Origin of the sequence: Pseudomonas sp. AOB-7 (assembly GCF_003696305.1) — a bacterium.
Lineage (GTDB): Bacteria > Pseudomonadota > Gammaproteobacteria > Pseudomonadales > Pseudomonadaceae > Aquipseudomonas.
In genome coordinates, this window is record NZ_RFFK01000001.1 from 110,699 (window position 1) to 133,197 (window position 22,499).

General features: G+C 68.3%; 18 protein-coding genes. 8 read left to right on the plus strand and 10 right to left on the minus strand.

Annotated elements, in window-relative coordinates:
* Positions 1-204: 204 nt before the first annotated feature.
* The 4 genes from ligA to EA796_RS00550 all read right to left on the minus strand — a co-directional run bounded on the left by ligA (position 205) and on the right by EA796_RS00550 (position 7,890).
* The gene (ligA, locus tag EA796_RS00535; RefSeq protein WP_122107110.1) at positions 205-2,646 is read right to left on the minus strand and encodes an NAD-dependent DNA ligase LigA; all 2,442 of its coding nucleotides are present in this window, start codon (positions 2,644-2,646) and stop codon (positions 205-207) included.
* 58 nt (positions 2,647-2,704) lie between these two features.
* Positions 2,705-3,532, minus strand: a complete 828-nt coding sequence (zipA, locus tag EA796_RS00540; protein ID WP_021442182.1) for a cell division protein ZipA — start codon at positions 3,530-3,532, stop codon at positions 2,705-2,707.
* A 203-nt stretch (positions 3,533-3,735) separates the two neighbouring features.
* Positions 3,736-7,224: a chromosome segregation protein SMC gene (smc, locus tag EA796_RS00545; protein WP_122107111.1), complete on the minus strand. Its 3,489-nt coding sequence runs from the start codon at positions 7,222-7,224 to the stop codon at positions 3,736-3,738.
* 6 nt (positions 7,225-7,230) lie between these two features.
* Complete coding sequence (locus tag EA796_RS00550; RefSeq protein WP_021442184.1) at positions 7,231-7,890, minus strand: GntR family transcriptional regulator; 660 nt, start codon at positions 7,888-7,890, stop codon at positions 7,231-7,233.
* 232 nt (positions 7,891-8,122) lie between these two features.
* On the opposite strand from EA796_RS00550, the gene EA796_RS00555 reads away from it, so the two are divergent.
* A complete protein-coding gene (locus tag EA796_RS00555; RefSeq protein WP_122107112.1) occupies positions 8,123-9,262 on the plus strand; it encodes an alkane 1-monooxygenase in 1,140 nt (379 codons plus the stop codon).
* Between the two features lie 165 nt (positions 9,263-9,427).
* Here EA796_RS00555 and EA796_RS00560 read toward each other — a convergent pair whose 3' ends face one another.
* Positions 9,428-10,078 (minus strand): hypothetical protein, encoded by a 651-nt coding sequence (locus EA796_RS00560; RefSeq protein WP_122107113.1) that lies wholly within the window; start codon positions 10,076-10,078, stop codon positions 9,428-9,430.
* A gap of 145 nt (positions 10,079-10,223) precedes the next feature.
* Here EA796_RS00560 and EA796_RS00565 point away from each other — a divergent pair, with 145 nt between their 5' ends.
* Positions 10,224-10,835, plus strand: a complete 612-nt coding sequence (locus tag EA796_RS00565) for a LysE family translocator (RefSeq protein ID WP_122107114.1) — start codon at positions 10,224-10,226, stop codon at positions 10,833-10,835.
* Positions 10,835-12,025: a benzoate/H(+) symporter BenE family transporter gene (locus tag EA796_RS00570; RefSeq protein WP_122107115.1), complete on the plus strand. Its 1,191-nt coding sequence runs from the start codon at positions 10,835-10,837 to the stop codon at positions 12,023-12,025. The genes EA796_RS00565 and EA796_RS00570 overlap by 1 nt, the downstream gene beginning before the upstream one ends.
* An 84-nt stretch (positions 12,026-12,109) precedes the next feature.
* Here the strand turns inward: EA796_RS00570 and EA796_RS00575 are convergent, their stop codons facing one another.
* From EA796_RS00575 to fusA, 4 genes are all read right to left on the minus strand, one after another.
* Positions 12,110-13,012: a bile acid:sodium symporter family protein gene (locus EA796_RS00575; RefSeq protein WP_021442189.1), complete on the minus strand. Its 903-nt coding sequence runs from the start codon at positions 13,010-13,012 to the stop codon at positions 12,110-12,112.
* A 116-nt stretch (positions 13,013-13,128) separates the two neighbouring features.
* A complete protein-coding gene (locus EA796_RS00580) occupies positions 13,129-13,890 on the minus strand; it encodes an SDR family oxidoreductase (RefSeq protein WP_122107116.1) in 762 nt (253 codons plus the stop codon).
* A gap of 151 nt (positions 13,891-14,041) precedes the next feature.
* Positions 14,042-14,743: an orotidine-5'-phosphate decarboxylase gene (gene pyrF, locus EA796_RS00585; RefSeq protein WP_021442191.1), complete on the minus strand. Its 702-nt coding sequence runs from the start codon at positions 14,741-14,743 to the stop codon at positions 14,042-14,044.
* Between the two features lie 192 nt (positions 14,744-14,935).
* Positions 14,936-16,975: an elongation factor G gene (fusA, locus tag EA796_RS00590; protein ID WP_122107117.1), complete on the minus strand. Its 2,040-nt coding sequence runs from the start codon at positions 16,973-16,975 to the stop codon at positions 14,936-14,938.
* Between the two features lie 199 nt (positions 16,976-17,174).
* Between fusA and EA796_RS00595 the strand changes: the two genes are divergently transcribed.
* The 5 genes from EA796_RS00595 to EA796_RS00615 are packed head-to-tail and all read left to right on the plus strand — an operon-like array spanning position 17,175 to position 21,743.
* A complete protein-coding gene (locus tag EA796_RS00595; RefSeq protein WP_122107118.1) occupies positions 17,175-18,569 on the plus strand; it encodes an ethanolamine ammonia-lyase subunit EutB in 1,395 nt (464 codons plus the stop codon).
* Positions 18,569-19,366 carry an ethanolamine ammonia-lyase subunit EutC gene (gene eutC / locus EA796_RS00600; RefSeq protein WP_122107119.1) on the plus strand — a complete coding sequence of 266 codons (798 nt, stop codon included), beginning with the start codon at positions 18,569-18,571 and terminating at the stop codon, positions 19,364-19,366. The genes EA796_RS00595 and eutC overlap by 1 nt, the downstream gene beginning before the upstream one ends.
* Before the next feature lie 55 nt (positions 19,367-19,421).
* Entirely contained in the window at positions 19,422-19,589 is a 168-nt protein-coding gene (locus EA796_RS00605) for a DUF2897 family protein (protein ID WP_021444814.1), read from the plus strand.
* Positions 19,573-20,955, plus strand: a complete 1,383-nt coding sequence (locus EA796_RS00610) for a hypothetical protein (RefSeq protein WP_122107120.1) — start codon at positions 19,573-19,575, stop codon at positions 20,953-20,955. The genes EA796_RS00605 and EA796_RS00610 overlap by 17 nt, the downstream gene beginning before the upstream one ends.
* 29 nt (positions 20,956-20,984) lie before the next feature.
* Entirely contained in the window at positions 20,985-21,743 is a 759-nt protein-coding gene (locus EA796_RS00615) for a CPBP family intramembrane glutamic endopeptidase (protein WP_122107121.1), read from the plus strand.
* Here EA796_RS00615 and EA796_RS00620 read toward each other — a convergent pair.
* Positions 21,694-22,449 (minus strand): ABC transporter substrate-binding protein, encoded by a 756-nt coding sequence (locus EA796_RS00620; RefSeq protein WP_256217983.1) that lies wholly within the window; start codon positions 22,447-22,449, stop codon positions 21,694-21,696. The genes EA796_RS00615 and EA796_RS00620 overlap by 50 nt on opposite strands.
* Positions 22,450-22,499 lie beyond the last annotated feature (50 nt).

Sequence of the window (22,499 nt, forward strand, 5' to 3'; positions counted from 1 at the left end):
CCCCTGCGATGAATGACGCCCGCATAGGGCGAACATGCCCCCAGACTTGTCCACCCAATCGCCGGTGGACAAGGCTTCACCATCTCCATCCTACGAACTGGATTCCCGCCTGCGCGGGAATGACGGTTGTTTCAGATCGTAGCCTGGGGGGAGTGGGGAGGCCGCCCCGGATTACGCCTTCGGCCAATCCAGGTTCCTAAAAAATCAGGGCTCGACGCCGTACGTCTTGAGCTGTTCGAGAAACTGCGCCTCGTCCAATACCTTCACGCCCAGCTCGCTGGCCTTGGCCAGTTTCGAACCGGCGCCCGGGCCGGCCACCACGCAATGGGTCTTGGCCGACACCGAACCGGCTACCTTGGCGCCCAGGCCTTCCAGTTTGCCCTTGGCGACGTCGCGGCTCATCAGTTCCAGGGTGCCGGTCAGCACCCAGGTCTGCCCGGCCAGGGGCAGGCCTTCGGCGACCTTCTTCTCGCAACTCCAGTGCATGCCGAAATCCAGCAACTGCTGCTCGATGGCGCGAGCCTTGGCGACCTTGGCCGGGTCGGCGAAGAATTCGCGCACGGCCTGCTTGGCCTTTTCGTTGAGCCCCTTGAGCACCGACAGGTCCAGCCAGTCCTGACTGAGTTCGATGACATGCTCCAGGCGCACGGCATTCTCCGCATTGCTCACGCCGGTGGCAGCAAGGCGCCTGATCGCTTCATCGACCAGCTTCTGGGCGCCGGTCGCGGCAACCGAGGCGATATTCAGTTTGCCCAGCAGCTCGGCCAGGCTCGCGCTGGCGGTGAACTCCGCGCTCAGCCCGGCATCCTCGCGCAATACGCCGAGTGGCGCGTCGTTGTCATAGACCAGTTTCTCCAGCACGGCCTGGTTGTGGGCGTCGGCGAAGAAGCTGTGGATCTCGTGCGCCACTTCCAGGCCCACGTCCGGCAGCCAGGTCAGCACCTCGGGCAGCGCCTGCTGGATGCGCACCAGCGAGCCCAGGGCGCGGGCCAACAGCTTGGCGGTTTCCTCGCCGACATCGGGTATGCCCAGGGCATAGATAAAACGCGCCAGCGTCGGCTTGCGGCTATCGGCGATGGCCGCCAGCAGGTTGTTGCTGGACAGCTCGGCGAAGCCTTCCAGGCCGACGATCTGCTCGAAGCTCAGGGTGTAGAGGTCGGCCGGCGAGCTGACCAGGCCCTCGTCCACCAGTTGCTCGACGCTCTTCTCGCCGAGGCCCTCGATATCCATGGCGCGGCGCGAGACGAAGTGAATGATCGCCTGCTTGAGCTGCGCCTGGCAGCTCAGGCGGCCGATGCAGCGGTAAACCGAGCCCTCGCTGACGCTCTCCTTGCCCTTGCTGCGCTTAACCAGCTGGGTGCGCTCCACCGCCGAACCGCATACCGGGCACTGCTCGGGAACCCGTACCGGGCGGGCATCGGCCGGGCGCCGCTCCGGCACCACGGCCATGACCTGGGGGATCACGTCGCCGGCGCGGCGGATGATCACCGTATCGCCGATCATCAGCCCCAGGCGCGCCACCTCGTCCATATTGTGCAGGGTGGCGTTGGCCACGGTGACGCCGGCCACCTTGACCGGTTTGAGCCGCGCCACCGGGGTGACGGCGCCGGTGCGGCCGACCTGGAACTCGACGTCGAGCAGCTCGGTGAGCTCCTCCTGCGCCGGGAACTTGTGGGCGATGGCCCAGTGCGGCGTGCGCGCGCGAAAGCCCAGCTGCTGCTGGTCCTCGATGTGGTTGACCTTGAACACCACACCGTCGATGTCATAAGGCAGCTCCATGCGCCGCTGGCCGATATCGCGGTAGTAGTCCAGGCAAGCTTCCACGCCCTTGGCCAGCTTCAGCTCGCGGCTGATGGGGATGCCCCAGGCCTTGAGCTGCTCGAGCATACCGATCTGGGTGGCCGGCAGCTCGCCGCTGACCTGGCCGACGCCATAGCAGCAGAACTCCAGCGGGCGGCTGGCGGTGATCCTCGGGTCAAGCTGACGCAGGCTGCCGGCCGCGGCGTTGCGCGGATTGGCGAAGGTCTTGGCGCCGGCCGCGGCCTGGCGTGCGTTGAGTTCGTCGAAGCCGGCCCTGGGCATGTACACCTCGCCGCGCACCTCCAGCACCTGCGGCCAGCCCTCGCCCTGCAGGCGCAGCGGTACGTTGCGGATGGTGCGCACGTTGGCGCTGATGTCCTCGCCGGTGCTGCCGTCGCCACGGGTGGCGCCGCGCACCAGTTGGCCGTGTTCGTAGCGCAGGCTGACGGCCAGGCCGTCGAGCTTGGGTTCACAGCTGTACTCCACCTCGGCGCCGCCGCCGAACAGGTCGCCGCCGGCAAGCCCCAGGCCACTGCGCACGCTGCGGTCGAAGGCACGCAGGTCATCCTCCTCGAAGGCGTTGCCCAGGCTGAGCATGGGGATCTCGTGGCGCACCTCGCCGAAGGCGTCGAGCGCCTCGCCGCCGACGCGCTGGGTCGGCGATTCGGGGGTCACCAGTTCGGGATGCTCGGCCTCCAGCGCCTGCAGTTCGCGAAACAGGCGGTCGTACTCGGCGTCGGGAATACTCGGCTGGTCCAGCACGTAGTAGCGGTAGTTATGCGCATCCAGTTCGTTGCGCAGTTCGGTGATACGTTGGGCGGCATTCCGTTGGGCGGCGTCGGTCATCTTCGGTCTCTCAAACGAAAAGAGCAGCCTGAGCTGCTCTTTTGCAATGCGGTTGCTGTCAGCGCTTGTGGGTCAGCTGCCGGCGCTCGAACTCGACGATGCGCTGGCGGTAGTGCTCGATGGTCTGCGCGGTCATCACGCTGCGCTGGTCATCCTTCAGCTCGCCGCCCAGTTCGTGGGCCAGCTTGCGCGCCGCGGCGACCATCACGTCGAAGGCCTGCTTGGGATGACGCGGGCCGGGCAGGCTGAGGAAGAAGCTCACCGCGCGGGTGCTGAAGCCTTCGATGTCGTCCAGGTCGAAGGTGCCGGGCTTGAGGGCGTTGGCCATGGAGAACAACACCTCGCCGTTGCCGGCCATGCTCTCGTGGCGGTGGAAGATGTCCATCTCGCCGAAACGCAGGCCGCTTTCGAGGATGTTCTGCAGCAGTGCCGGGCCCTTGAAACCGATGTCGTCGCGGGCGACCACGTTGATCACCAGCACTTCCTCCACCGGCGCAGCCTCGGCGGCCGGCTTGGCGGTTTTCTTCGCATCCTTGGCTTCGACTTCGTCGTCGACCGGGTTGAGCAGGGTCGGCACCGGCTCGTCGACCGCCAGGTTGAGGTCGCCCTGCTGCGGCTCGCTGCGAGGACGACGCGGCAGATCCTTGGCGCTCATCGATGGCAGGTCGTCCTCGTCCAGTTGCGGTTCGAGGTCGCGCTTGATCACCCGCGGCGGGCTGAGCAGATCGGGGTCGCCGTCGTCATCGGGCATGTTGGCGAAACTACGGTCGAGCTTGAACTTCAAGCGCCCCTTGCCGCCGCGCATGCGCCGCCAGCCGTCGAACAGAATGCCAGCGATAACGATGATGCCAATAACGATCAGCCATTCGCGCAGACCGAATTCCATGAAATACCTAACCCCTAAAAATTCTGGTGAAGAAAGATCCAGTCAAACGGACCCTGACTCGACTATAAACGCGGCGCCAACTCCATGTTCTATCTGACGTTTTCCGCGTGTAACAAAAGTGGGCAATAAGCTAGCACGACGAAAGGCAACTTTACACCGGCACCCACATGGAGTTTTGCCTGTGTTCAGCCAGCCCGGCAACATCATGCCTCCACCATGGCCAGCGCCTCCTCGACGTCCACCGCCACCAGGCGCGAGCAGCCCGGCTCATGCATGGTGACGCCCATCAGCTGATCGGCCATTTCCATGGCGATCTTGTTGTGGGTGATGTAGATGAACTGCACCGTCGCCGACATTTCCTTGACCAGGCGCGCATAGCGCCCGACGTTGGCGTCGTCCAGCGGCGCATCCACTTCGTCCAGCATGCAGAACGGCGCCGGATTGAGCTGGAAGATGGAAAACACCAGTGCCAAAGCGGTCAAAGCCTTCTCTCCGCCGGAGAGCAAATGAATGGTGCTGTTCTTCTTGCCCGGGGGCCGCGCCATGATGGTTACACCGGTATCGAGTAAATCTTCGCCGGTGAGTTCCAAATAAGCGTTGCCGCCACCGAAAACTTTTGGAAAGAGTGCCTGCAAACCGCCATTGATCTGATCGAAGGTGTCCTTGAAACGATTGCGCGTTTCCTTGTCGATCTTGCGAATGACGTTTTCCAGGGTTTCCAGGGCCTCGACCAGGTCGGCGTCCTGCGCATCCAGATAACGCTTGCGCTCGGACTGCTGCTGATACTCGTCGATGGCTGCCAGGTTGATCGGCCCGAGCCGGGCGATGCGCGCGGCCATGCGCTCCAGCTCTTCTTCCCAGGCGCTCTCCGTGGCGTCGACCGGCAGGGTGGCAATCACCCCGTGCAGGTCGTAGTGGTCCTCGGCGAGCTGATCGGCCAGGGCCTTGCGCCGCACGTTGAGCGACTGCCAGTCCATGCGCTGCTGCTCCAGCTGACCACGCAGCAGTTGCGCCTGCTGCTCGGCCTGGCTGCGGCGCTTCTCGGCGTCGCGCAGTTCGCGGTCGGCGTCTTCCAGGGCCAGACGCGCCTGGCGCAACTCTTCGTCCACCGCCATGCGTCGTTCGAGCAGTTCCTCGAGCTTGATGCGCAGCTCCTCCAGCGGCGCCTCGCCTTCTTCCAGATTCAGCGACAGCTGCTCGCGCCGCTCGTGCAGGCGTTCGGCCTGCAGTTGCAGGCGCTCCAGCGCCTGGCGGGTGGAGTCGTGCTGCGCCCTGAGCGAACCGACCCGTACCGCCAGCTGGTGGGCGTGATCCTTGTGCTGGCGCGCCTCCTGGCGCACCCGGTCGAGGCGCTCGCGCAGGCTGTCGCGGCTGGCCAGCAGGCTTTCGCGCTGCTCGTTATCCAGCGCCATGGCGTCCAGCGCATCCTGCAATTGCAGGCGCGCTTCGCCCAGTTGCTCCTGCTCGATCTCGCGCTGCTCGGCGGCTTCCTGCAGCTCGCCATCCAGACGGCGGCGACGCAGGCCCAGCTGCTCGGCCTTGGCCTGACTGGCGGACAGGCGCGCCTTCAGCTCGCTCAACTGGCGCGCCAGTTCCTGGCCCTGACGGCGTTGCTGCTCGCGCAGCTCCTCCTGACGGCGCTGCTCGTCGCGCAGCGCCAGCAGGCGTTCATCCAGTTGCGCCAGGGCCGCTTCGCGCTCCTCGCGCTCAAGCTGTAGGCGTTCCAGCTCCTGGCCGCGCGCCAGCACGCCGCTGTCCGCCTCGGCGGCGCGACGCACGCGCAGGAAATGCCGGCCGACCCAGTAGCCGTCGCGGCTGATCAGGCTTTCGCCATCGGCCAACTGCGCGCGAGCCGTCAGAGCCTGCTCCAGCGACTCCACCGGGCGCACACTGGCCAGCCAGGGCGACAGATCATGGCTCGACTCGATCTTGTCCAGCAGGCTGCCGGCGCGACGGCCACCAGCGGTGCCCAGGCTGGCCAGGCGCAGTTCGCCCTGTTCCAGGCTTGCAAAATCCAGCCCGGCGAAATCGTCCAGCAGCACCGCCTGCAGGTCAGCGCCGAGCACGGTTTCCACCGCCAGCTCCCAGCCGGCCTCCACACGCAGCCCTTCGGCCAGGCGCGGACGCTGCTGCAAGCCCTGCTCGCGCAGCCAGTCGCCGGCGCCCTGCCCCGGATCGAGCGCGGCCTGTTGCAGGGCCTCCAGCGAAGCCAGGCGACCGTTCAGCCGTTGCAATTCGCCCTGGGCCTGCTGCTGAGCCTGGCCGGCCTGCTGCAGCTCCTCGCGCAGCTGCTGCAGGCGCTCGGCCTGCTGCTCTTCGGCTGCCTGCAGCGACTCCTGCTCCAATTCGCCAGCCGCCAGCTGTTCGTTCAGTTCCAGGATCGCGGCATCTTCGGGGTCGGCCGCCAGTTGCTGCAATTCTTCGCCCAGGCGGCGCTGGCGTTCGGCCAGACGTTCCAGGCTCTGCTCCAGCTGAGCGATGCGCGACTGCTGCACCTCGGCCTGCCGGCGCGGCTCGGCGCTGCGCTGGTTGAAGCCGTCCCACTGCTCCTGCCAGCCGTGCATGGCAGCCTCGGCCTCTTCCAGGCCGGCGGCGGACTCCTCGGCGGCGGCGGCGGTCAGCTCCTGCTCGGGCAACAGCATCTCCAGCTCTTCGCCGAGGGTGGCCAGCAGCGTGCGGTCATGGCCGAGGTGGGATTCGGTTTCCAGGCGCGCCTTTTCCGCCTCGCGCAAATCGTCCTGCAATTGGCGCAGGCGCTGCTGGCCGTGCTGGATGCTCTGCTCGACGCGGGCGATATCGCCACCCACCGAGTAGAAGCGCCCCTGCACCAGGTTGAAGCGCTCGCTCAGTTCGTGGTGGCCGTCGCGCAGGCGCTCGATGGCAGCGTCGGCGCTGCGCTGCTCGGCCACCAGCGCCTCGAAGGCCACTTCCTGGTCGCCGATCACCTGTTCGCGGCTGCCGACCTGCTGGTTCAGGGTCTGCCAGCGCAGGGCCAGCAGTTGCGCCTTGAGCTGGCGTTCCTCGGCCTTGTATTCCTGGTACTTCTCCGCCGCCTGGGCCTGACGGTGCAGGCGTTCGAGCTGGCGTTCCAGCTCCTCGCGCAGGTCGGTCAGGCGCGCCAGGTTTTCCTGGGTGCGGCGGATGCGGTTCTCGGTCTCGCGGCGGCGCTCCTTGTACTTGGAGATGCCGGCGGCTTCCTCGATGAAGTTGCGCAGCTCCTCGGGCTTGGCCTCGATCAGCTTGCTGATCATGCCCTGCTCGATGATCGAGTAGCTGCGCGGCCCTAACCCCGTTCCCAGGAAGATGTCGGTGATGTCGCGGCGGCGGCACTTGGTGCCGTTGAGGAAATAGGTGTTCTGCCCGTCGCGGGTCACCCGGCGGCGGATGGAGATCTCGGCGAAGGCGGCGTACTCACCCACCAGCGAATTGTCGCTGTTGTCGAAGATCAGCTCGATGGAGGCCTGGGTCACCGGCTTGCGCGTGTTGGAGCCGTTGAAGATGACGTCGGTCATCGACTCGCCGCGAAGGTTCTTCGCCGAACTCTCGCCCATCACCCAGCGTACGGCGTCGATGATGTTGGACTTGCCGCAGCCGTTGGGCCCGACCACCGCCGCCATGTTGCTGGGAAAACTGACGGTCGTCGGGTCGACGAAGGACTTGAAGCCGGCCAGCTTGATGCTTTTCAGGCGCATCGGGGCTTAGCGCTCGGCCAGGGTCGCCAGCACCAGCTGGCAGTTGTGCTGACCGTAAGCCAGCAGCACCTCGCGGGCGCGGCCGTGGTCGCGGGCGATGATCGCCTGCAGCAGGCTGGCGAAGGTATTCATGAACTGGCCCATCTCGCCTTTGCGCCGCTCCAGCGCCAGGTGATAGGTGCGGCTGATGGCTGGCAGCAGGTTCTCCAGGGTTTCCTGCAGGTAGGGGTTGTCGGCGAAGGGAAAGGCGGCGCGCATCACGTCGAAGCTGTTCTCGACGAAGGCGCCGATATCGCCGCGCTGCAGGCTGTCCAGCAGGCGCTGCTGAATGTCGACGAAGGGTGCCAGATCGCTTTCCGCCTGCCAGCGCTCGATCACCGCGCGGGCCAGCAGGATATACAGCTCGATCACCAGGCCGTAGAGGCTCTGCACCTTGTGCGGGGTCAGTTCGGTGACCTGGGCGCCGCGACGCGGCAGGATCACGATCAGGTGGCGACGCTCGAGAATCAGCAGCGCCTCGCGCACCGATCCGCGGCTGACGTTGAGCGCCTGGGTGACCTTCTGCTCCTGGATGCGCTCGCGCTCCTTGAGCTCGCCGCGAATGATGCGTTCGGCCAGGTAGTGGGCAATTTGCTCGGCGAGGCTGTCCGGGGCCTTGAACGTCATGACATTCCTTATTTGCGTCGATCCAGGGGCAGGCGGTCGAGTCTGAGAGCCCCGCCATTGCTGGGCGGCGGCGGAAAATCGAGCGGCGAGTGTAACACAGGGTGTTACCGGGCCAAGCGCCCCGGCGGGCGGCTTTCTGATCTAAAGGTGGGCCCCGGACGGCTGGCCTCGAAAACAGATTGTCCTACAATCCGACATCAGTACCCACCACGATAACAAGCCGGAGCCGCCCATGTTCGAACGCCTGCCCTCCCCCTGGATGATCGCCCTGAAGAAGGTCGGCTACTGGATCTGGCTGGTGCCGGTGCTCGGCATTCCGCTCAGCTACTACTGGTCGCTGGGCAGCGCCCACGCCGACGCCTGGGCCTGGCTGGTGATCACCGTGGTGTTCGGGGTGATTCCGCTGCTGGATTTCGTGGTCGGCCGCGACCCGGCCAACCCGGAGGAAAGCAGCGAGGTGCCGGCCCTGGAAGCCCAGGGCTACTACCGCCTGCTGAGCCTGGCCACGGTACCGCTGCTGCTGGCCATGCTGCTCTGGAGCGGCTGGGTGTTCGTCAACTACCAGGCCTGGAGCTGGCTCGGCCAGCTCGGCTGGGTGCTGTCGGTAGGCACGGTGATGGGCGCCATCGGCATCACCGTGGCGCACGAGCTGATCCACAAGGATCCGCAGCTGGAACAACGCGCCGGCGGCCTGTTGCTGGCCGCGGTGTGCTACGCCGGCTTCAAGGTGGAGCACGTACGCGGCCATCACGTGCACGTCTCCACCCCCGAGGACGCCTCCTCCTCGCGCTTCGGCCAGAGCCTGTACGCCTTCCTGCCGCACGCCTACAAGCACAACTTCCTCAACGCCTGGAAGCTGGAGGCCGAGCGCCTCAAACGTCGCGGCCTGCCGGCCCTGCACTGGCGCAACGAGCTGATCTGGTGGTACGCCATCAGCGCCCTGTTCCTGCTCGGCTTCGCCCTGACCCTGGGCTGGCTCGGCGCGCTGTTCTTCCTCGGCCAGGCGGTCATGGCCTTCACCCTGCTGGAGGTAGTCAACTACGTCGAGCACTACGGCCTGCACCGGCGCAAACTGGACAACGGCCGCTACGAGCGCACCAACCCGCACCACTCGTGGAACAGCAACTTCCTGCTGACCAACCTGTTCCTCTTCCACCTGCAGCGCCATTCCGACCACCACGCCTACGCCAAGCGTCGCTACCAGGTGCTGCGCCACTTCGACGACAGCCCGCAACTGCCCAACGGTTATGCCGGGATGATCGTCCTGGCGCTGATTCCACCGCTGTGGCGCGCGGTGATGGACCCCAGGGTGCGCGCCTACTACGCCGGCGAGGAGCACCAGCTGAGCCAGTCGCAGCTGGCCCAGCCCTAGCCGGCGAAGGCCTGGCAACCTGCTAGCAGGCTGTTGAGAAACTACCTGCGTTGCCATCGCGGCGTTAAAAACAGGCTCAAAATGCTCATTTACAGCTCGTAAACTCCGCTTTTTCGCCTGTTTTTTCCTTGCGCTGGCTGCCTCGCCTACGTTTTCAACGGCCTGCTAGTGCGCCGCCGGCTCCTGCAGCTCGGCGGCGCCCTTGAAGAACACCAGCATCAACGCCACGCCGGCGCCGAGCAGCGGCAGCACGGCCACCAGCATCAGCAGCACGCTGACCAGCATCAGGCCGCCGACCAGGTCGAGCCAGGCCATCACCCGCAGCGCCGGATAGGGGTAGTCGACCTTGAGCAGGCGCACGCCGAGCCAGGCGGTGCAGGCGCCCATCAGGCAGAGCACGCCGATATAGCTCGCGGTCGGCCAATCCAGGGCGGCGAACAGGCGCTCGCCGAACAGAGCATCGAGCGCCTCCAGCAGCAGGGTCACCGCCACCAGCGCCCAGATCGGCACGCCCAGCCCCCTGGCGGCGAAACGCGCCTCGGCGAAGGCCTTGAACCGCAGCAGCAGGTAGCAGCCGAGCAGCACCAGCGCCAGGTTCAGCCAGTCGGTGTAGGCCAGCAGCAGCTGCGCCTCGCCCTCCTCCAGCAGGCCGCTGGCCACCAGCAAGCCAAACATCAGGGCGTTGGTCAGCACCAAGACCAGCGCCAGCCAGCCGAGCACCTGCAGCTGGCGCGCGCTCCAGCCCTGCAGGCGGGGGGTGCGTGTCGCGTCGAGCAGGTCCGCCTGCGGCGCGCTATAGGGGTTGTCCGGTTGCATCGGGCCTGTCCTGATCCGGGAAAACCCCGAGGCTAACCAGGCGCGCGGCGCTTGACCAGACTGTACGGTTCAACCCGCAGGTGGCTGTACCGCGACGCCGCCCCGGCGGCGCCATAGGCTGATGGCCTGTCACCGGAGAACCCCCATGACCGCCGAACTCTTGCTCGCCTTCGTCGCCTTCGCCTTCGTCACCTCGGTCACGCCTGGGCCCAACAACATGATGCTGCTCGCCTCCGGGGTGAATTTCGGCGTGCGCCGCAGCATCCCGCACATGCTCGGCATCAGCCTGGGCTTCATGCTGCTGGTGGCTTCGGTGGGGCTGGGGCTGGGCCAGCTGTTCGAACGCCTGCCGGTGCTGCACCAGGTGCTGCGCTACGTCGGCGCCGCCTATCTGCTCTACCTGGCCTGGAAGATCGCCCAGGCCGGCGCGCCGCAGGGCAGCGCCCGGCCGGCGGCCAAGCCCTTCACCTTCCTCCAGGCGGCGGCCTTCCAGTGGGTCAACCCCAAGGCCTGGATCATGGCCATCGGCGCCATCACCACCTACACGCCGCAGGACGGCTTCGTCAGCAACGTGTTGCTGATCGCCGCGCTGTTCGCTCTGGTCAACTGCCCCAGCGTCGGCCTGTGGACCGTGGCCGGCAGCCTGCTGCGCAGCTGGCTGGACAATCCGCGTGCGCTGCGCGCCTTCAATATCGGCATGGCGTTACTCTTGGTCGCCTCGCTCTACCCCATACTCGTCGACACGGGACTGTTCTGATGCAAGACGCCGCCCCCGCCCGCCTGCGCCCGCTGGCGGACACCTCCACCTCGGCCGTGGTCGCTGGCTTCATCGCCATGCTCACCGGCTACACCAGCTCGCTGGTGCTGATGTTCCAGGCCGGCCAGGCCGCCGGCCTGAGCAGCGGGCAGATTTCCTCGTGGATCTGGGCGCTGTCGATCGGCATGGCGCTGTGCTGCATCGTGCTGTCGCTGCGCTACCGCGCGCCGGTGATGATCGCCTGGTCCACCCCCGGCGCGGCGCTGCTGATCACCAGCCTGCCGCAGGTGTCCTACGGCGAGGCCATCGGCGCCTATATCCTGGCTTCGGGGCTGATCGTGCTGATCGGCCTGACCGGCACCTTCGACCGCCTGATGCGGCGTATCCCCGCCTCCATCGCCGCCGCCCTGCTGGCCGGCGTGCTGTTCAAGATCGGCCTGGAAATCTGCGTGGCCGCCGAGCAGCAACCGCTGCTGGTGGTCGCCATGCTGCTCGCCTACCTGCTTGGCAAGCGCCTGTGGCCGCGCTACGCGGTGCTCGCCGCGCTGATCGTCGGCAGCCTGCTGGCCGGGGTCTTCGGCCTGCTGGATTTCAGCGGCTTCCAGCTGCAGCTGGCTACGCCAGAGTGGACCACGCCGAGCTTCTCCCTGGCCGCCGCCATCAGCATCGGCATTCCGCTGTTCATCGTCGCCATGGCCTCGCAGAACCTGCCGGGCATGGCCGTGCTGCGCGCCAACGGCTACGAGGTGCCGGCCTCGCCGCTGCTGACCAGCACCGGCCTGGTGTCGATCCTGATGGCGCCGTTCGGCAGCCACGGCATCCATATGGCGGCGATCAGCGCAGCGATCTGCGCCGGCCCGGAAGCCCACGAGGACCCGCGCAAGCGCTACACCGCGGCGGTCTGGTGCGGGGTGTTCTACGGCATCGCCGGGATCTTCGGCGCCACTCTGGCGGCGCTGTTCGCCGCGCTGCCGGCGGCGCTGATCCTGTCCATCGCCGCGCTGGCGCTGTTCGCCTCGATCATCGGCGGCCTGACCCAGGCCATGAGCGAGCCCAACGAGCGCGAGGCGGCGCTGATCACCTTCCTGGTCACCGCCTCGGGCATGAGCCTGCTCGGCGTCGGCTCGGCGTTCTGGGGCATAGTCGCCGGCCTGCTGACCCTGGCGATTCTCAACGCCGGCAAGCGTTGAGGTCGCGTAGGGTGGATGACGCTCTTTTCATCCACCCTTGGCGTCAGACGTGGTGGATGGATGAAGCGCCATCCACCCTACGCACTACGCCCGCTCCCCCGGCGCCACCGGCCCTGTCAGCTCGGCGCCGTGCACGCGGTTGACCCACAGGCCGAACAGCGCCGCGGTGATGAACATGATCAGGCTGTAGATGGCCGCCGGAATGGCCATGGTCGGGTTGTTCAGCAGCGCCGGGCTGAGCGCCAGGGCGATGGCCAGGGTGCCGTTGTGGATGCCGATCTCCATGGCGATGGCGATCGCCTGGCGCAGGTTGAGCTTGAGCAGGCGCGGCACACAGTAGCCCACTGCCATGCTCAGCAGGTTGAAGGCCAGCGCCGCGCCGCCCACCGCCGGGGCGTAGTCGACGAAGGTGCGCCAGTCCTTGGCCACCGCCAGCAGGATGATCAGCAGCAGGAACAGCGCCGAGACGATCTTCACCGGTTTCTGCATGCGCTCGGCGAAACCGGGGAAGCGGCTGCGCAGCCACATGCCGATGGCCACCGGACCGAGGACGATGGCGAACACCTGCACCACCTTGGCGAACTGCAGCGGGATGGCCTGCTCGGCGGTCATGAAATAGGCCAGCGACAGGTTGACGATCAGCGGCATGGTGAGGATCGCCACCACCGAGTTGACCGCGGTCAGGGTGATGTTCAGCGCCACGTCGCCATGCGCCAGGTGGCTGTAGAGGTTGGCCGTGGTGCCGCCCGGCGAGGCGGCCAGCAGCATCAGCCCCACCGCCAGCGCCGGCGCCAGGCCGAAGGCCTTGGCCAGGAAGAAGCAGGCCAGCGGCAACAGCAGCAGCTGGCAGGCCAGGCCGATCAGCACGGGTTTGGGGAATTTCGCCACCCGGGCGAAGTCCGCCAGGCTCAGCGACAAGCCGAGACCGAGCATGATGATGCCCAGGGCGGCGGGGAGAAACAGCGTCAGCAGGGGATCGGCGGTCATCAGGGTTATCGCTCCGGTTGAACCTGGCAGGATTTTGCGCAGTCAGGGCCACCCAACGCAGTGGCCCTGCGAGCCAACGATAGCCCAGGGGCGTCGCCAAACGCCGAGTTAGAGGCTCAGATTGCGGTAGCGCCGCCATCCACCGCCAACGCATGGCCGGTGGTGAAGGCCGCGTTGTCGCAGCACAGGTAGAGCACGGCGGTGGCGATCTCCTCGACCTTGCCGATGCGCCCGACCGGGTGCATGGTGGCGACGAACTCGGCCTTCTTCGGGTCGGCCTCGTAGGCGCGGCGGAACATGTCGGTGTCGATCACCGCCGGGCACACGGCGTTGACGCGGATTTTCTTCTTCGCGTACTCCACCGCCGCCGACTTGGTCAGGCCGATCACCGCATGCTTGGAGGCGGCGTAGATGCTCATCTTCGGCGCCGCGCCGAGGCCGGCCACCGAGGCGGTGTTGACGATGGCGCCGCCGCCCTGGGCCAGCAGCAGCGGAATCTGGTGCTTCATGCACAGCCACACGCCCTTGACGTTGACGCCCATGATGGCGTCGAACTCGGCCTCGCTGCCCTCGGCCAGCTTGCCCTTCTCGATCTCGATGCCGGCGTTGTTGAAGGCGTAGTCGAGGCGGCCGTAGGCGGCGATCACCGCTTCCATCAGCGCCTTGACCTCGGCGTCACGGGTCACGTCGCAGCGCACGAAACGCGCCTCGCCGCCGGCCGCACGAATCAGCTCGACGGTGCCCTCGCCGCCCGCGGCGTCGACGTCGGAAACCACCACCTTGAGGCCCTCGGCGGCGAATGCCAGGGCAGTGGCGCGGCCGATGCCGGCGGCGCCGCCGGTGACCAGGGCGACCTGCCCGGAGAAGGTCATGCTCATATCTGCTTCCTCGCAGCGATTGAAAGTCGCGACGAGTCTAGCCAGCGCGCCGGGCGGCGAGCAGCACTATCAGGCTTTGGAGTGCAGGATCATGCAGGGAACTGATAAAGGCCCGCGGGCCTTTATCAGTCGGATGGATGCAGCGCCCAGATCAGGCGCCGAGTTCGGCCACCACCGCAACCAGCGCCTGCGCCGGATCGGCGGCCTGGCTGATCGGCCGGCCGATCACCAGGTAGTCGGAGCCGGCGTCCAGCGCCTGACGCGGGGTGAGGATGCGTTTCTGGTCGTCGGCGGCGCTGCCGGCCGGGCGGATACCCGGGGTGACCAGCTGCAGGCGCGGTTGCGCGACCTTCAGCGCCTGCGCTTCCTGCGCCGAGCAGACCAGGCCGTCGAGGCCGGCTTCGGCGGCCAGGCCGGCCAGACGCAGCACCTGCTGCTGCGGCGGCAGGTCCAGGCCGATGCCGGCCAGGTCCTGCTGCTCCATGCTGGTCAGCACGGTGACGCCGATCAGCAGCGGCTTGGGCCCGCTGAGCTTGTCCAGTTCCTCGCGGCAGGCGGCCATCATGCGCAGGCCGCCGGAGCAGTGCACGTTGACCATCCACACGCCCAGCTCCGCGGCGGCCTTGACCGCCATCGCCGTGGTGTTGGGGATGTCGTGGAATTTCAGGTCGAGGAACAGCTCGAACCCCTTGGCCTGCAGCGCCTCGACCACCTGCGGGCCGCAGCGGGTGAACAGCTCCTTGCCCACCTTGACCCGGCACAGCGCGGGGTCGAGGCGGTCGGCCAGGGCCAGGGCGGCGTCACGGCTGGGGAAGTCGAGGGCGACGATGATCGGGGTCTGGCAGGCGGGCATGGCGGGTCTCGGCAGGTCAAAAACGCCGCGCATTGTAGCGCAAACACAGGCCGCCGGAGCGGCGCCCCGGCATAGGCTGGATGACGCGTTGTTGATCCTCCCTTGCCGAGCCTTGGCGGATTGTGCTCATGGCCCGGATCAAGCGCAGCGCTTGGCAACAGTCTCCCAGGTTGCATCTGAGCGGCTAGGGACTCAGTCCTCTTCCGGCGTTGCCCGGTATTCACGCGCCAGGCGCTGCTGTACCTCGACCGGTACCTGCTCGTAGTGGCTGAGCGCCAGGCTGTAGCTCCCCTGCCCGGCGGTGATCGCCTTGAGCCGTCCGGCATAGCCCTCCAGCTCGGCCAGCGGAACCAGGCCGCGCACCAGCAGTTGGTCCGGGCCCAGCGAGTCGGTGCCGAGCACCTGGCCGCGGCGGCTGGTCAGGTCGGAGGTGATGTCGCCCAGGCGGCCCTGCGGCGCCACCACCTCGATGTTGACCAGCGGCTCCAGCACTATGCCACCGGCGGCCCGCAGGGCCTCGAGCATCGCCCGCCGGCCGGCGGCCTGGAAGGCCACGTCCTTGGAATCCACCGGGTGGCTCTTGCCATCGTGGACGCAGACCCGCACGTCTTCCAGCGGGCAACCGGCCAGGGGGCCGGCGGCCAGCACCGAGCGCACGCCCTTCTCCACCGAGGGAATGAACTGCCCGGGGATAACCCCGCCCTTGATCTGGTCGACGAACTCGAAGCCCGCGCCACGCGGCAGTGGTTCGATGCGCAGGTACACCTCGCCGAACTGGCCGGCGCCGCCGCTCTGCTTCTTGTGCCGGTAGTGGCCCTCGGCCGCGCGGCTGATGGTCTCGCGGTAGGGCACGCGCGGCGGGCGGGTCTCCACTTCCAGCTTGTAGGTGCCGGCCATGCGATCGAGCAGGTAGCGCAGGTGCAACTCGCCCATGCCGCGCAGCACCGTCTCCTGGGTGTCCTGGTGGTAGTCCAGGCGCAGGCAGGGATCCTCGGCCAGCAGGCGCCCCAGCACCTCGGCGAGGCGCTGCTCGTCGCCGCGGCGCTTGGCCGCGACGGCCAGCCCCTGCATCGGCTGCGGCAGGGGCAGCGGCTTGAACTGCAGCGCATCCTCGTCGTGGGAGTCGTGCAACAGCGCGCCGAACTCCAGGTCCTCCACCTTGGCCAGGGCACCGAACTGGCCGGGCAGCAGTTGCGCCACCTCCTCGTAACGCCGGCCCTGCGGGCGCAGCAAGTGACCGACCTTGACCGCCTTGCGCAGCGCACCGACGTACAGCTGGGCATCGCGCCGCAGCGTGCCCTGGTACAGGCGGAAGATGCCGAGTTTGCCGACGAAGGGATCCATCACCACCTTGAACACCTGGGCCAACACATGGCGATCGGGCTCGGCCAGCGTGGCGAAGGCCTTGCCGCGCTCGTCGAGAAAAACCGGCGGATTGCCCTCCAGCGGGTTGGGCGCCAGCTTCTCCAGCACCTCGAGCAGCTCGACCACCCCGGCGCCGCTGCGCGCCGAGACGAAACACAGCGGGATCAGGTGGCCCTCGCGCAGGGCCTGCTCGAAGGGCGCGTGCAGTTCCTCCGGGCGGATCACGCCCTGCTCCAGGTAGCGCGCCATCAGCGCCTCATCCACCTCGACCACCTGGTCCACCAGCGCCTGGTGGGCCTCGGCCACCGAGGAGAAGTCGGCCTGCCCCTCGGGGTTGAAGAAGCAGTCCACCACCCGGCGGGCATCGTCGGCCGGCAGGTTGAGCGGCAGCACCTCCTTGCCGAAGGCCTCACGCAGGGCGGCCAGCAGGCCGGGCAGGTCGACCCGCTCGGCGTCGATCTTGTTCACCACCAGCATGCGGCACAGGCCACGCTCGGCCGCCCAGGCCATCATGCGCCGGGTGCTGGGCTCGACAACTGCGGCCTGGGCATCGACCAGCACCACCGCGGTGTCCACCGCGGCCAGGGCCGGCAGGGCCTGGCCGACGAAGTCGGGAGAGCCGGGGGTGTCGACCAGGTTGACCTCGGCCGCGCCGTAGCAGAAATGCACCAGCGCCGACGCCAGCGAATGGCGGTACTCGCGCTCGAGGGGATCGAAGTCGCACTGGCTGTCGCCACGCTCCACGCTGCCGGCCGTTGCGATGGCGCCGCTGGCCTGCAACAAGGCCTCGGCCAGGCTGGTCTTGCCGCTCTGTGCATGGCCCACCAACGCCACGCAGCGGATGGATTCGACGGCGGGATGGCTCATGGCGGCCTCCATGCTGGGCGGGGAATGCCTGAAGTATAGGCAGGCGCCGGCGCCCGCCAGGCCCCCTAGCGGTGCACCGCCATCGCCAATGCACCAGCCCGGCGCCCGTCCCGGCGCCACAGCCCAGCCGGCGCGGCGCCGCAACGCCTGGCACGGCCGCTGCACGGTAATCCCGTCGTTCTCCGCACGGGTTGCAGCCATGCCCTACCAGACCACCGTCGGCCGCCTGGTCTATCGCTTCGCCGACCTCAAGACCCTGCTGGCCAAGGCCAGCCCGGCGCGCTCCGGCGACTACCTGGCCGGCCTCGCCGCCGCCACCTATGAAGAGCGCATGGCGGCCAAGCTGGCCCTGGCCGAGGTGCCGCTCAAACGCTTTCTCGACGAGGCGCTGATCCCCTACGAAGCGGACGAAGTCACCCGGCTGATCCTCGACCGCCACGACGACGCCGCCTTCGCCCCGATCAGCCACCTGAGCGTGGGCGACCTGCGCGACTGGCTGCTGCTGGAGCGCACCGACAGCGCGCGCCTGGCCGCCGTGGCGCCGGGGCTGACGCCGGAGATGGTCGCCGCGGTGAGCAAGCTGATGCGCAACCAGGACCTGATCCTGGTGGCGAAGAAATGCCAGGTGGTCACCCGCTTTCGCAACACCCTGGGCCTGCCCGGTCATCTGGCCGTGCGCCTGCAGCCCAATCACCCCACCGACGACGTGCGCGGCATCGCCGCCAGCCTGCTCGACGGCCTGCTCTACGGCGCCGGCGACGCCTGCGTGGGCATCAACCCGGCGAGCGATTCGCTGCCGACCCTGATGCGCCTGTGGCAGATGCTGGACGAGGTGCGCCAGCACTTCGACATCCCCATGCAGAGCTGCGTGCTGACCCACGTCACCACGCAGATCCAGGCCATCGAGGCCGGCGCGCCGGTGGACCTGGTGTTCCAGTCCATCGCCGGCAGCGAGGCGGCCAACGCCGGCTTCGGTGTGTCCCTGGCGATTCTGCGCGAGGCGCACGAGGCGGCGCTGTCGCTGGGTCGCGGCACGCTCGGCGACCACTGCATGTACTTCGAGACCGGCCAGGGCAGCGCGCTGTCGGCCGGCGGCCACCATGGCGTCGACCAGCAGACCTGCGAGGCCCGCGCCTACGCCGTGGCCCGCGAATTCCGCCCGTTGCTGGTCAACAGCGTGGTCGGCTTCATCGGCCCGGAATACCTCTACGACGGCAAGCAGATCGTCCGCGCCGGCCTGGAGGATCACTTCTGCGCCAAGCTGCTGGGCCTGCCGATGGGCTGCGACGTGTGCTACACCAACCACGCCGAGGCCGACCAGGACGATATGGACAACCTGCTGACCCTGCTCGGCGCGGCCGGGATCAACTTCATCATGGGCATCCCCGGCGCCGACGACATCATGCTCAACTACCAGAGCACCTCGTTCCACGATGCCCTGTACCTGCGCAAGGTGCTGGGCCTGAAACGCGCCCCCGAGTTCGACGCCTGGCTGGCGCGCATGGCCATCACCGAACCCGGCGGCCGCCTGCGCGAGATCGGCCGCGGCCATCACCTGCTCAAGCAACTGCCGCAGATTTCCGGAGCCGCCTGATGAACGAGTCCGAGCCGGCCCAGGCCGGGATAGAGCTGGCCCAGGTAGAGCTGGCCCAGGCCAACCCCTGGGACGAGCTGCGCGCCCACACCTCGGCGCGTATCGCCCTCGGCCGCGTCGGCTGCAGCCTGCCCACCACCGAGGTGCTCAGGTTCGGCCTGGCCCACGCCCAGGCGCGCGACGCCGTGCACCGCCCGCTGGACTTCGCCGAACTCAAGCAGCAGCTGCACGGCGCCGGGTTTCGTACGCTGAAGGTGCGCAGCAACGCCGAGGACCGCCAGAGCTACCTGCTGCGCCCGGATCACGGCCGCCACCTACACGACGACTGCCGCGTGCAGCTGCAGCACGAGCTGCCGGCGCCGGAGCTGGCCATTGTCCTGGCCGACGGCCTGTCGGCCATCGCCGTGCAGCGCCACGCCCTGCCGCTGCTGCTGGCCTTTCGCGAACGCTTCGCCACCGACTGGGCCAATACCCCGGTGGTGCTCGCCGAGCAGGGTCGCGTGGCCATCGGCGACGGCATCGGCGAGGCGCTGCGCGCGCGCCTGGTGATCGTCATGATCGGCGAACGCCCGGGACTGTCCTCGCCGGACAGCCTCGGCCTGTACCTGACCCACGCCCCGCGCATCGGCTGCCCGGACAGCGCGCGCAACTGCATCTCCAACGTGCGCCCCGAAGGCCTGCCCTACGCCCTGGCGGCGCACAAGCTCGACTACCTGACGCGCCAGGCGCTGCGCCTGCGACTGAGTGGCGTACAGCTGAAGGACGACAGCACGCTGCAGGTGCTGCCGCGCGCCTGACAAGGCGCCGGCGGCAGGTTAAGGTGGAGTTCCCGCCACTTCAGAGGAACTCACCATGCCCTGGTACGCCTGGCTTATCCTGGCCCTGGCCTTGGGCTCCATCCTCGGCAGCCTGCTGCTGTTGCGCGACACGGCGAAGAAGCTGCCGCTGAGCGAGGAGCAGCTCAAACGCATCCGTGAGCGCAACGCCGAGCAGGATGCCAAGGATGCGCGCGAGCGCTAGCCTGGCGCTGCTGGCCCTGCTCGCCGGCTGCGCCGGGCAGGCGCAGCCGACGACCGATGATGGCTGCTCCCAGGCCTTCGCCGCCTGGCAGAGCGCCAGCGCTGCCGCACGCGACAGCCGCTACCGCCTGATTGCGGGGTTTCCCGGCCTGCGCAGCGACCGCCTCGCCGCCGCATTGGGCGAGCAGGCGCACAGCGCCGAACAGCGCCGCCTGTGGCTGGCGCAGCTGGCCGCCAACGACCGCGACGCCCAGGCCGTGGAACAGGCGACGCTGGGCAGCGCGCCAAGCGCGGCACTGGAGACCTGCCGCCAGCGCCAGCAGGCCCGCCTGCTGACCGACGCCGCAGCCTTCGAGCGCCTGCGCCAGGCCGCCCGCGTCGAGGACGACTATCGTCCCTGGGCCAGATGGCTCGGCCTCTATCCGCTGGCGGCGCCCGTCTACCGTCGCGCCATCACCGCCTGGCAGGCCGAAAGCGCCGCCGCGCGCGCCCCCGCCGACGGCCCCCAGTGGCTGAACTACCAGCCGCCGGCCAGAACCGCGCCGCCAGTCGCAGCGCTGGCGCACGATGCCCTCGGCCTGCCGCAGCCCGACGCCGCGCAGCGCCAGGCGCTGTTCGCCCGCCATGCGCCGCAGCTGCTGATCGAGCAGCGCAGCCGCGCCGACCGCATCGGCAGCCCGGGATTCGCCGGCGACGGCCGACGCCGTTTCGCCGACATCGAGCCGCGGCTCTATCGCCAGCTCGGCTGGAGCCGGCTGAACGGCCGCTGGCACCTGCAGCTGATCTACCAGTTCTGGTTCGCCCAGCGCCCCGCGGCGCATCCCCTGGATCTCTACGCCGGCGAGCTGGACGGCCTGATCTGGCGCGTCACTCTCGACGAGCGTGGCCGCGCCCTGCTCTACGACAGCATCCACCCCTGCGGCTGCTGGCATGCCTTCTTCCTGCCGGCGGACTCGCCGCTGCGCTTGCGCCAGCCGGCACAAGCCGAGGCACGCAGTGCGCTACGCCTGGATATCGCCGGCGGCACGGCGCCGAGTCTGTGGCTGCGCGGCGGCGATCACCGCCTACTGTGGGTCGACGGCCGACGCCCCGCGCGGCCATCGCAGACCTACGGCTTCGCCGCGCTGGACGAACTGCGCAGCCTGCCGCACCCGCAGGGCCGGCGCAGCCTCTACGACCGCCACGGCCTGGTGCCGGGCAGCGAGCGCCTGGAGCGCTGGCTGCTGTGGCCGTCCGGGGTGCGCTCGGCGGGCGCCATGCGCCAATGGGGGCGCCACGCCACGGCCTTTATCGGCCGTGCCCACTTCGACGATCCCGACCTGTTGCAGCAGTACTTCGGATTTACCGCCACAACCGCGGCCGAATAGACTGCGCCCCCCCACCACAAGGAAGTGCCATGCCCCTGCATCTACGCCTGCTGCTGCCCGCCTTCGCCCTGGCCCTCGGTCATGCCCTGGGTTTTATCGAGCCTGTCGGTCTGCTGCTTGGCGCGCTGTTCGTCGGCCTCGTATTCGGCGGCGAACGCCTGCTGCCCAGCTGGCTGTGGCTGAGCGCGGTGCTGGTCGCCGGCATCGCCCTGGCCGCCCACCTGCTGCCGGGCTTCAGCCCCTGGCCCCTGTGGGAGCCGCGACGGATCAGCACGGACGCCGCGCCCTACGCCCTGCGCCTGTCCTGGGACAAGCTGCTGCTGGGCGCTACCTTGCTGGCCTGGTGGCTGGGCCAGCGCCGCGCGCCGACGCTCTCCCGGTCGCGCGCCGGCTGGGCCTGTCTCGCCACCCTGCTGGCGGTGCCCACGCTGGCCCTGGCGCTGGGAATGGTGGGCTGGCAGCCGAAATGGCCGGACGGCCTGCTGCTGTGGCTGGCGGTGAACCTGGGGATGGCGGTACTGGCCGAGGAGCTGCTGTTTCGCGGCCTGCTGCAGCGCGCGCTGATCCAGCGTCTGGGCGCCTGGCCGGGGCTGCTGCTGACGGCCGCGCTATTCGGCGCCGCGCACCTGCCGTTCAGCCCGCTGTTCGCCCTGGTGGCGGGCATCGCCGGCCTGGGCTACGGCCTGGCCTTGCATTACAGCGGGCGCCTGAGCCTGGCCATCGCCCTGCACGGCGCGGTCAATCTGCTGCATATCCTGCTGCTGAGCTATCCGCTGCGGCTGGCATGACGGCGATGCGGTAGGGCGAGAAGATTCGCGCCAGCTCGCCCTTGGCGCGCAACGCCTCGAGCAGCTCGGCGAAACGGGCGGCACTGAGCGGCGCGCCGGGGCGGATCAGCGCATGGTGGCGGTAGACCTGGTCGATGCGTTCGGAGATCAGCAACTGCCGCGCGTGCTCGCGGTTGCGCTTGATGAAGTCGTAGAGGTTGGAGCGGGTCACCAGGGCGATATCGGCGCGGCCGCGCAGCACCATCAGCAGGTTGCTGTCGTGGGAATGGCCGAGGTTGGCGTTGAAGGTCTTGGTGAGAAACTCCGGGTCGCTGTTGAAGTCGGCGAAGCCGTAGTGATAGCCGCGGTACAGCGCCAGGCGCTTGCCCTGCAGCTGGTCGAAGTAGTCCTGGCCGCGCAGCTCCTCGTCGCGGGCGACGAACAGCTCGGCGTCTTCCAGGCCCATGTCCACCGCCTCGAAGTCGATGCCCTGCCAACCCCAACCGGGATTCTCGAAGATGGCCATGTCGATGCGCCCGCGCTGCAGGTCGCTGAAGCGGCGGACGATGGCGGTCGGCAGCATGACGAAGTGGTAGTCGCTCTGCTCGCGGTTGAGCGCCTCCAGCAACTGCGGCAGCAGCCCGCTGGACTCCTGCAGGTTGGACTTGACCACGTAGGGCGGGAAATGCGCGCCGCCGACGTGCACCACCTCGGCGGCGGCCAGCATGCCGGCGAACAGCAGACCGGTCGCAGCCAAGCCCAAGCCAATCCACTGCC

Excerpts from the sequence above, each read along its gene's own strand:
- ligA (WP_122107110.1), bottom strand. The coding sequence starts at position 2,646 with ATGACCGACGCCGCCCAACGGAATGCCGCCCAACGTATCACCGAACTG.
- zipA (WP_021442182.1), bottom strand. The coding sequence starts at position 3,532 with ATGGAATTCGGTCTGCGCGAATGGCTGATCGTTATTGGCATCATCGTT.
- smc (WP_122107111.1), bottom strand. The coding sequence starts at position 7,224 with ATGCGCCTGAAAAGCATCAAGCTGGCCGGCTTCAAGTCCTTCGTCGAC.
- EA796_RS00550 (WP_021442184.1), bottom strand. The coding sequence starts at position 7,890 with ATGACGTTCAAGGCCCCGGACAGCCTCGCCGAGCAAATTGCCCACTAC.
- EA796_RS00555 (WP_122107112.1), top strand. The coding sequence starts at position 8,123 with ATGTTCGAACGCCTGCCCTCCCCCTGGATGATCGCCCTGAAGAAGGTC.
- EA796_RS00560 (WP_122107113.1), bottom strand. The coding sequence starts at position 10,078 with ATGCAACCGGACAACCCCTATAGCGCGCCGCAGGCGGACCTGCTCGAC.
- EA796_RS00565 (WP_122107114.1), top strand. The coding sequence starts at position 10,224 with ATGACCGCCGAACTCTTGCTCGCCTTCGTCGCCTTCGCCTTCGTCACC.
- EA796_RS00570 (WP_122107115.1), top strand. The coding sequence starts at position 10,835 with ATGCAAGACGCCGCCCCCGCCCGCCTGCGCCCGCTGGCGGACACCTCC.
- EA796_RS00575 (WP_021442189.1), bottom strand. The coding sequence starts at position 13,012 with ATGACCGCCGATCCCCTGCTGACGCTGTTTCTCCCCGCCGCCCTGGGC.
- EA796_RS00580 (WP_122107116.1), bottom strand. The coding sequence starts at position 13,890 with ATGAGCATGACCTTCTCCGGGCAGGTCGCCCTGGTCACCGGCGGCGCC.
- pyrF (WP_021442191.1), bottom strand. The coding sequence starts at position 14,743 with ATGCCCGCCTGCCAGACCCCGATCATCGTCGCCCTCGACTTCCCCAGC.
- fusA (WP_122107117.1), bottom strand. The coding sequence starts at position 16,975 with ATGAGCCATCCCGCCGTCGAATCCATCCGCTGCGTGGCGTTGGTGGGC.
- EA796_RS00595 (WP_122107118.1), top strand. The coding sequence starts at position 17,175 with ATGCCCTACCAGACCACCGTCGGCCGCCTGGTCTATCGCTTCGCCGAC.
- eutC (WP_122107119.1), top strand. The coding sequence starts at position 18,569 with ATGAACGAGTCCGAGCCGGCCCAGGCCGGGATAGAGCTGGCCCAGGTA.
- EA796_RS00605 (WP_021444814.1), top strand. The coding sequence starts at position 19,422 with ATGCCCTGGTACGCCTGGCTTATCCTGGCCCTGGCCTTGGGCTCCATC.
- EA796_RS00610 (WP_122107120.1), top strand. The coding sequence starts at position 19,573 with ATGCGCGCGAGCGCTAGCCTGGCGCTGCTGGCCCTGCTCGCCGGCTGC.
- EA796_RS00615 (WP_122107121.1), top strand. The coding sequence starts at position 20,985 with ATGCCCCTGCATCTACGCCTGCTGCTGCCCGCCTTCGCCCTGGCCCTC.
- EA796_RS00620 (WP_256217983.1), bottom strand. The coding sequence starts at position 22,449 with ATGCTGGCCGCCGCCGAGGTGGTGCACGTCGGCGGCGCGCATTTCCCG.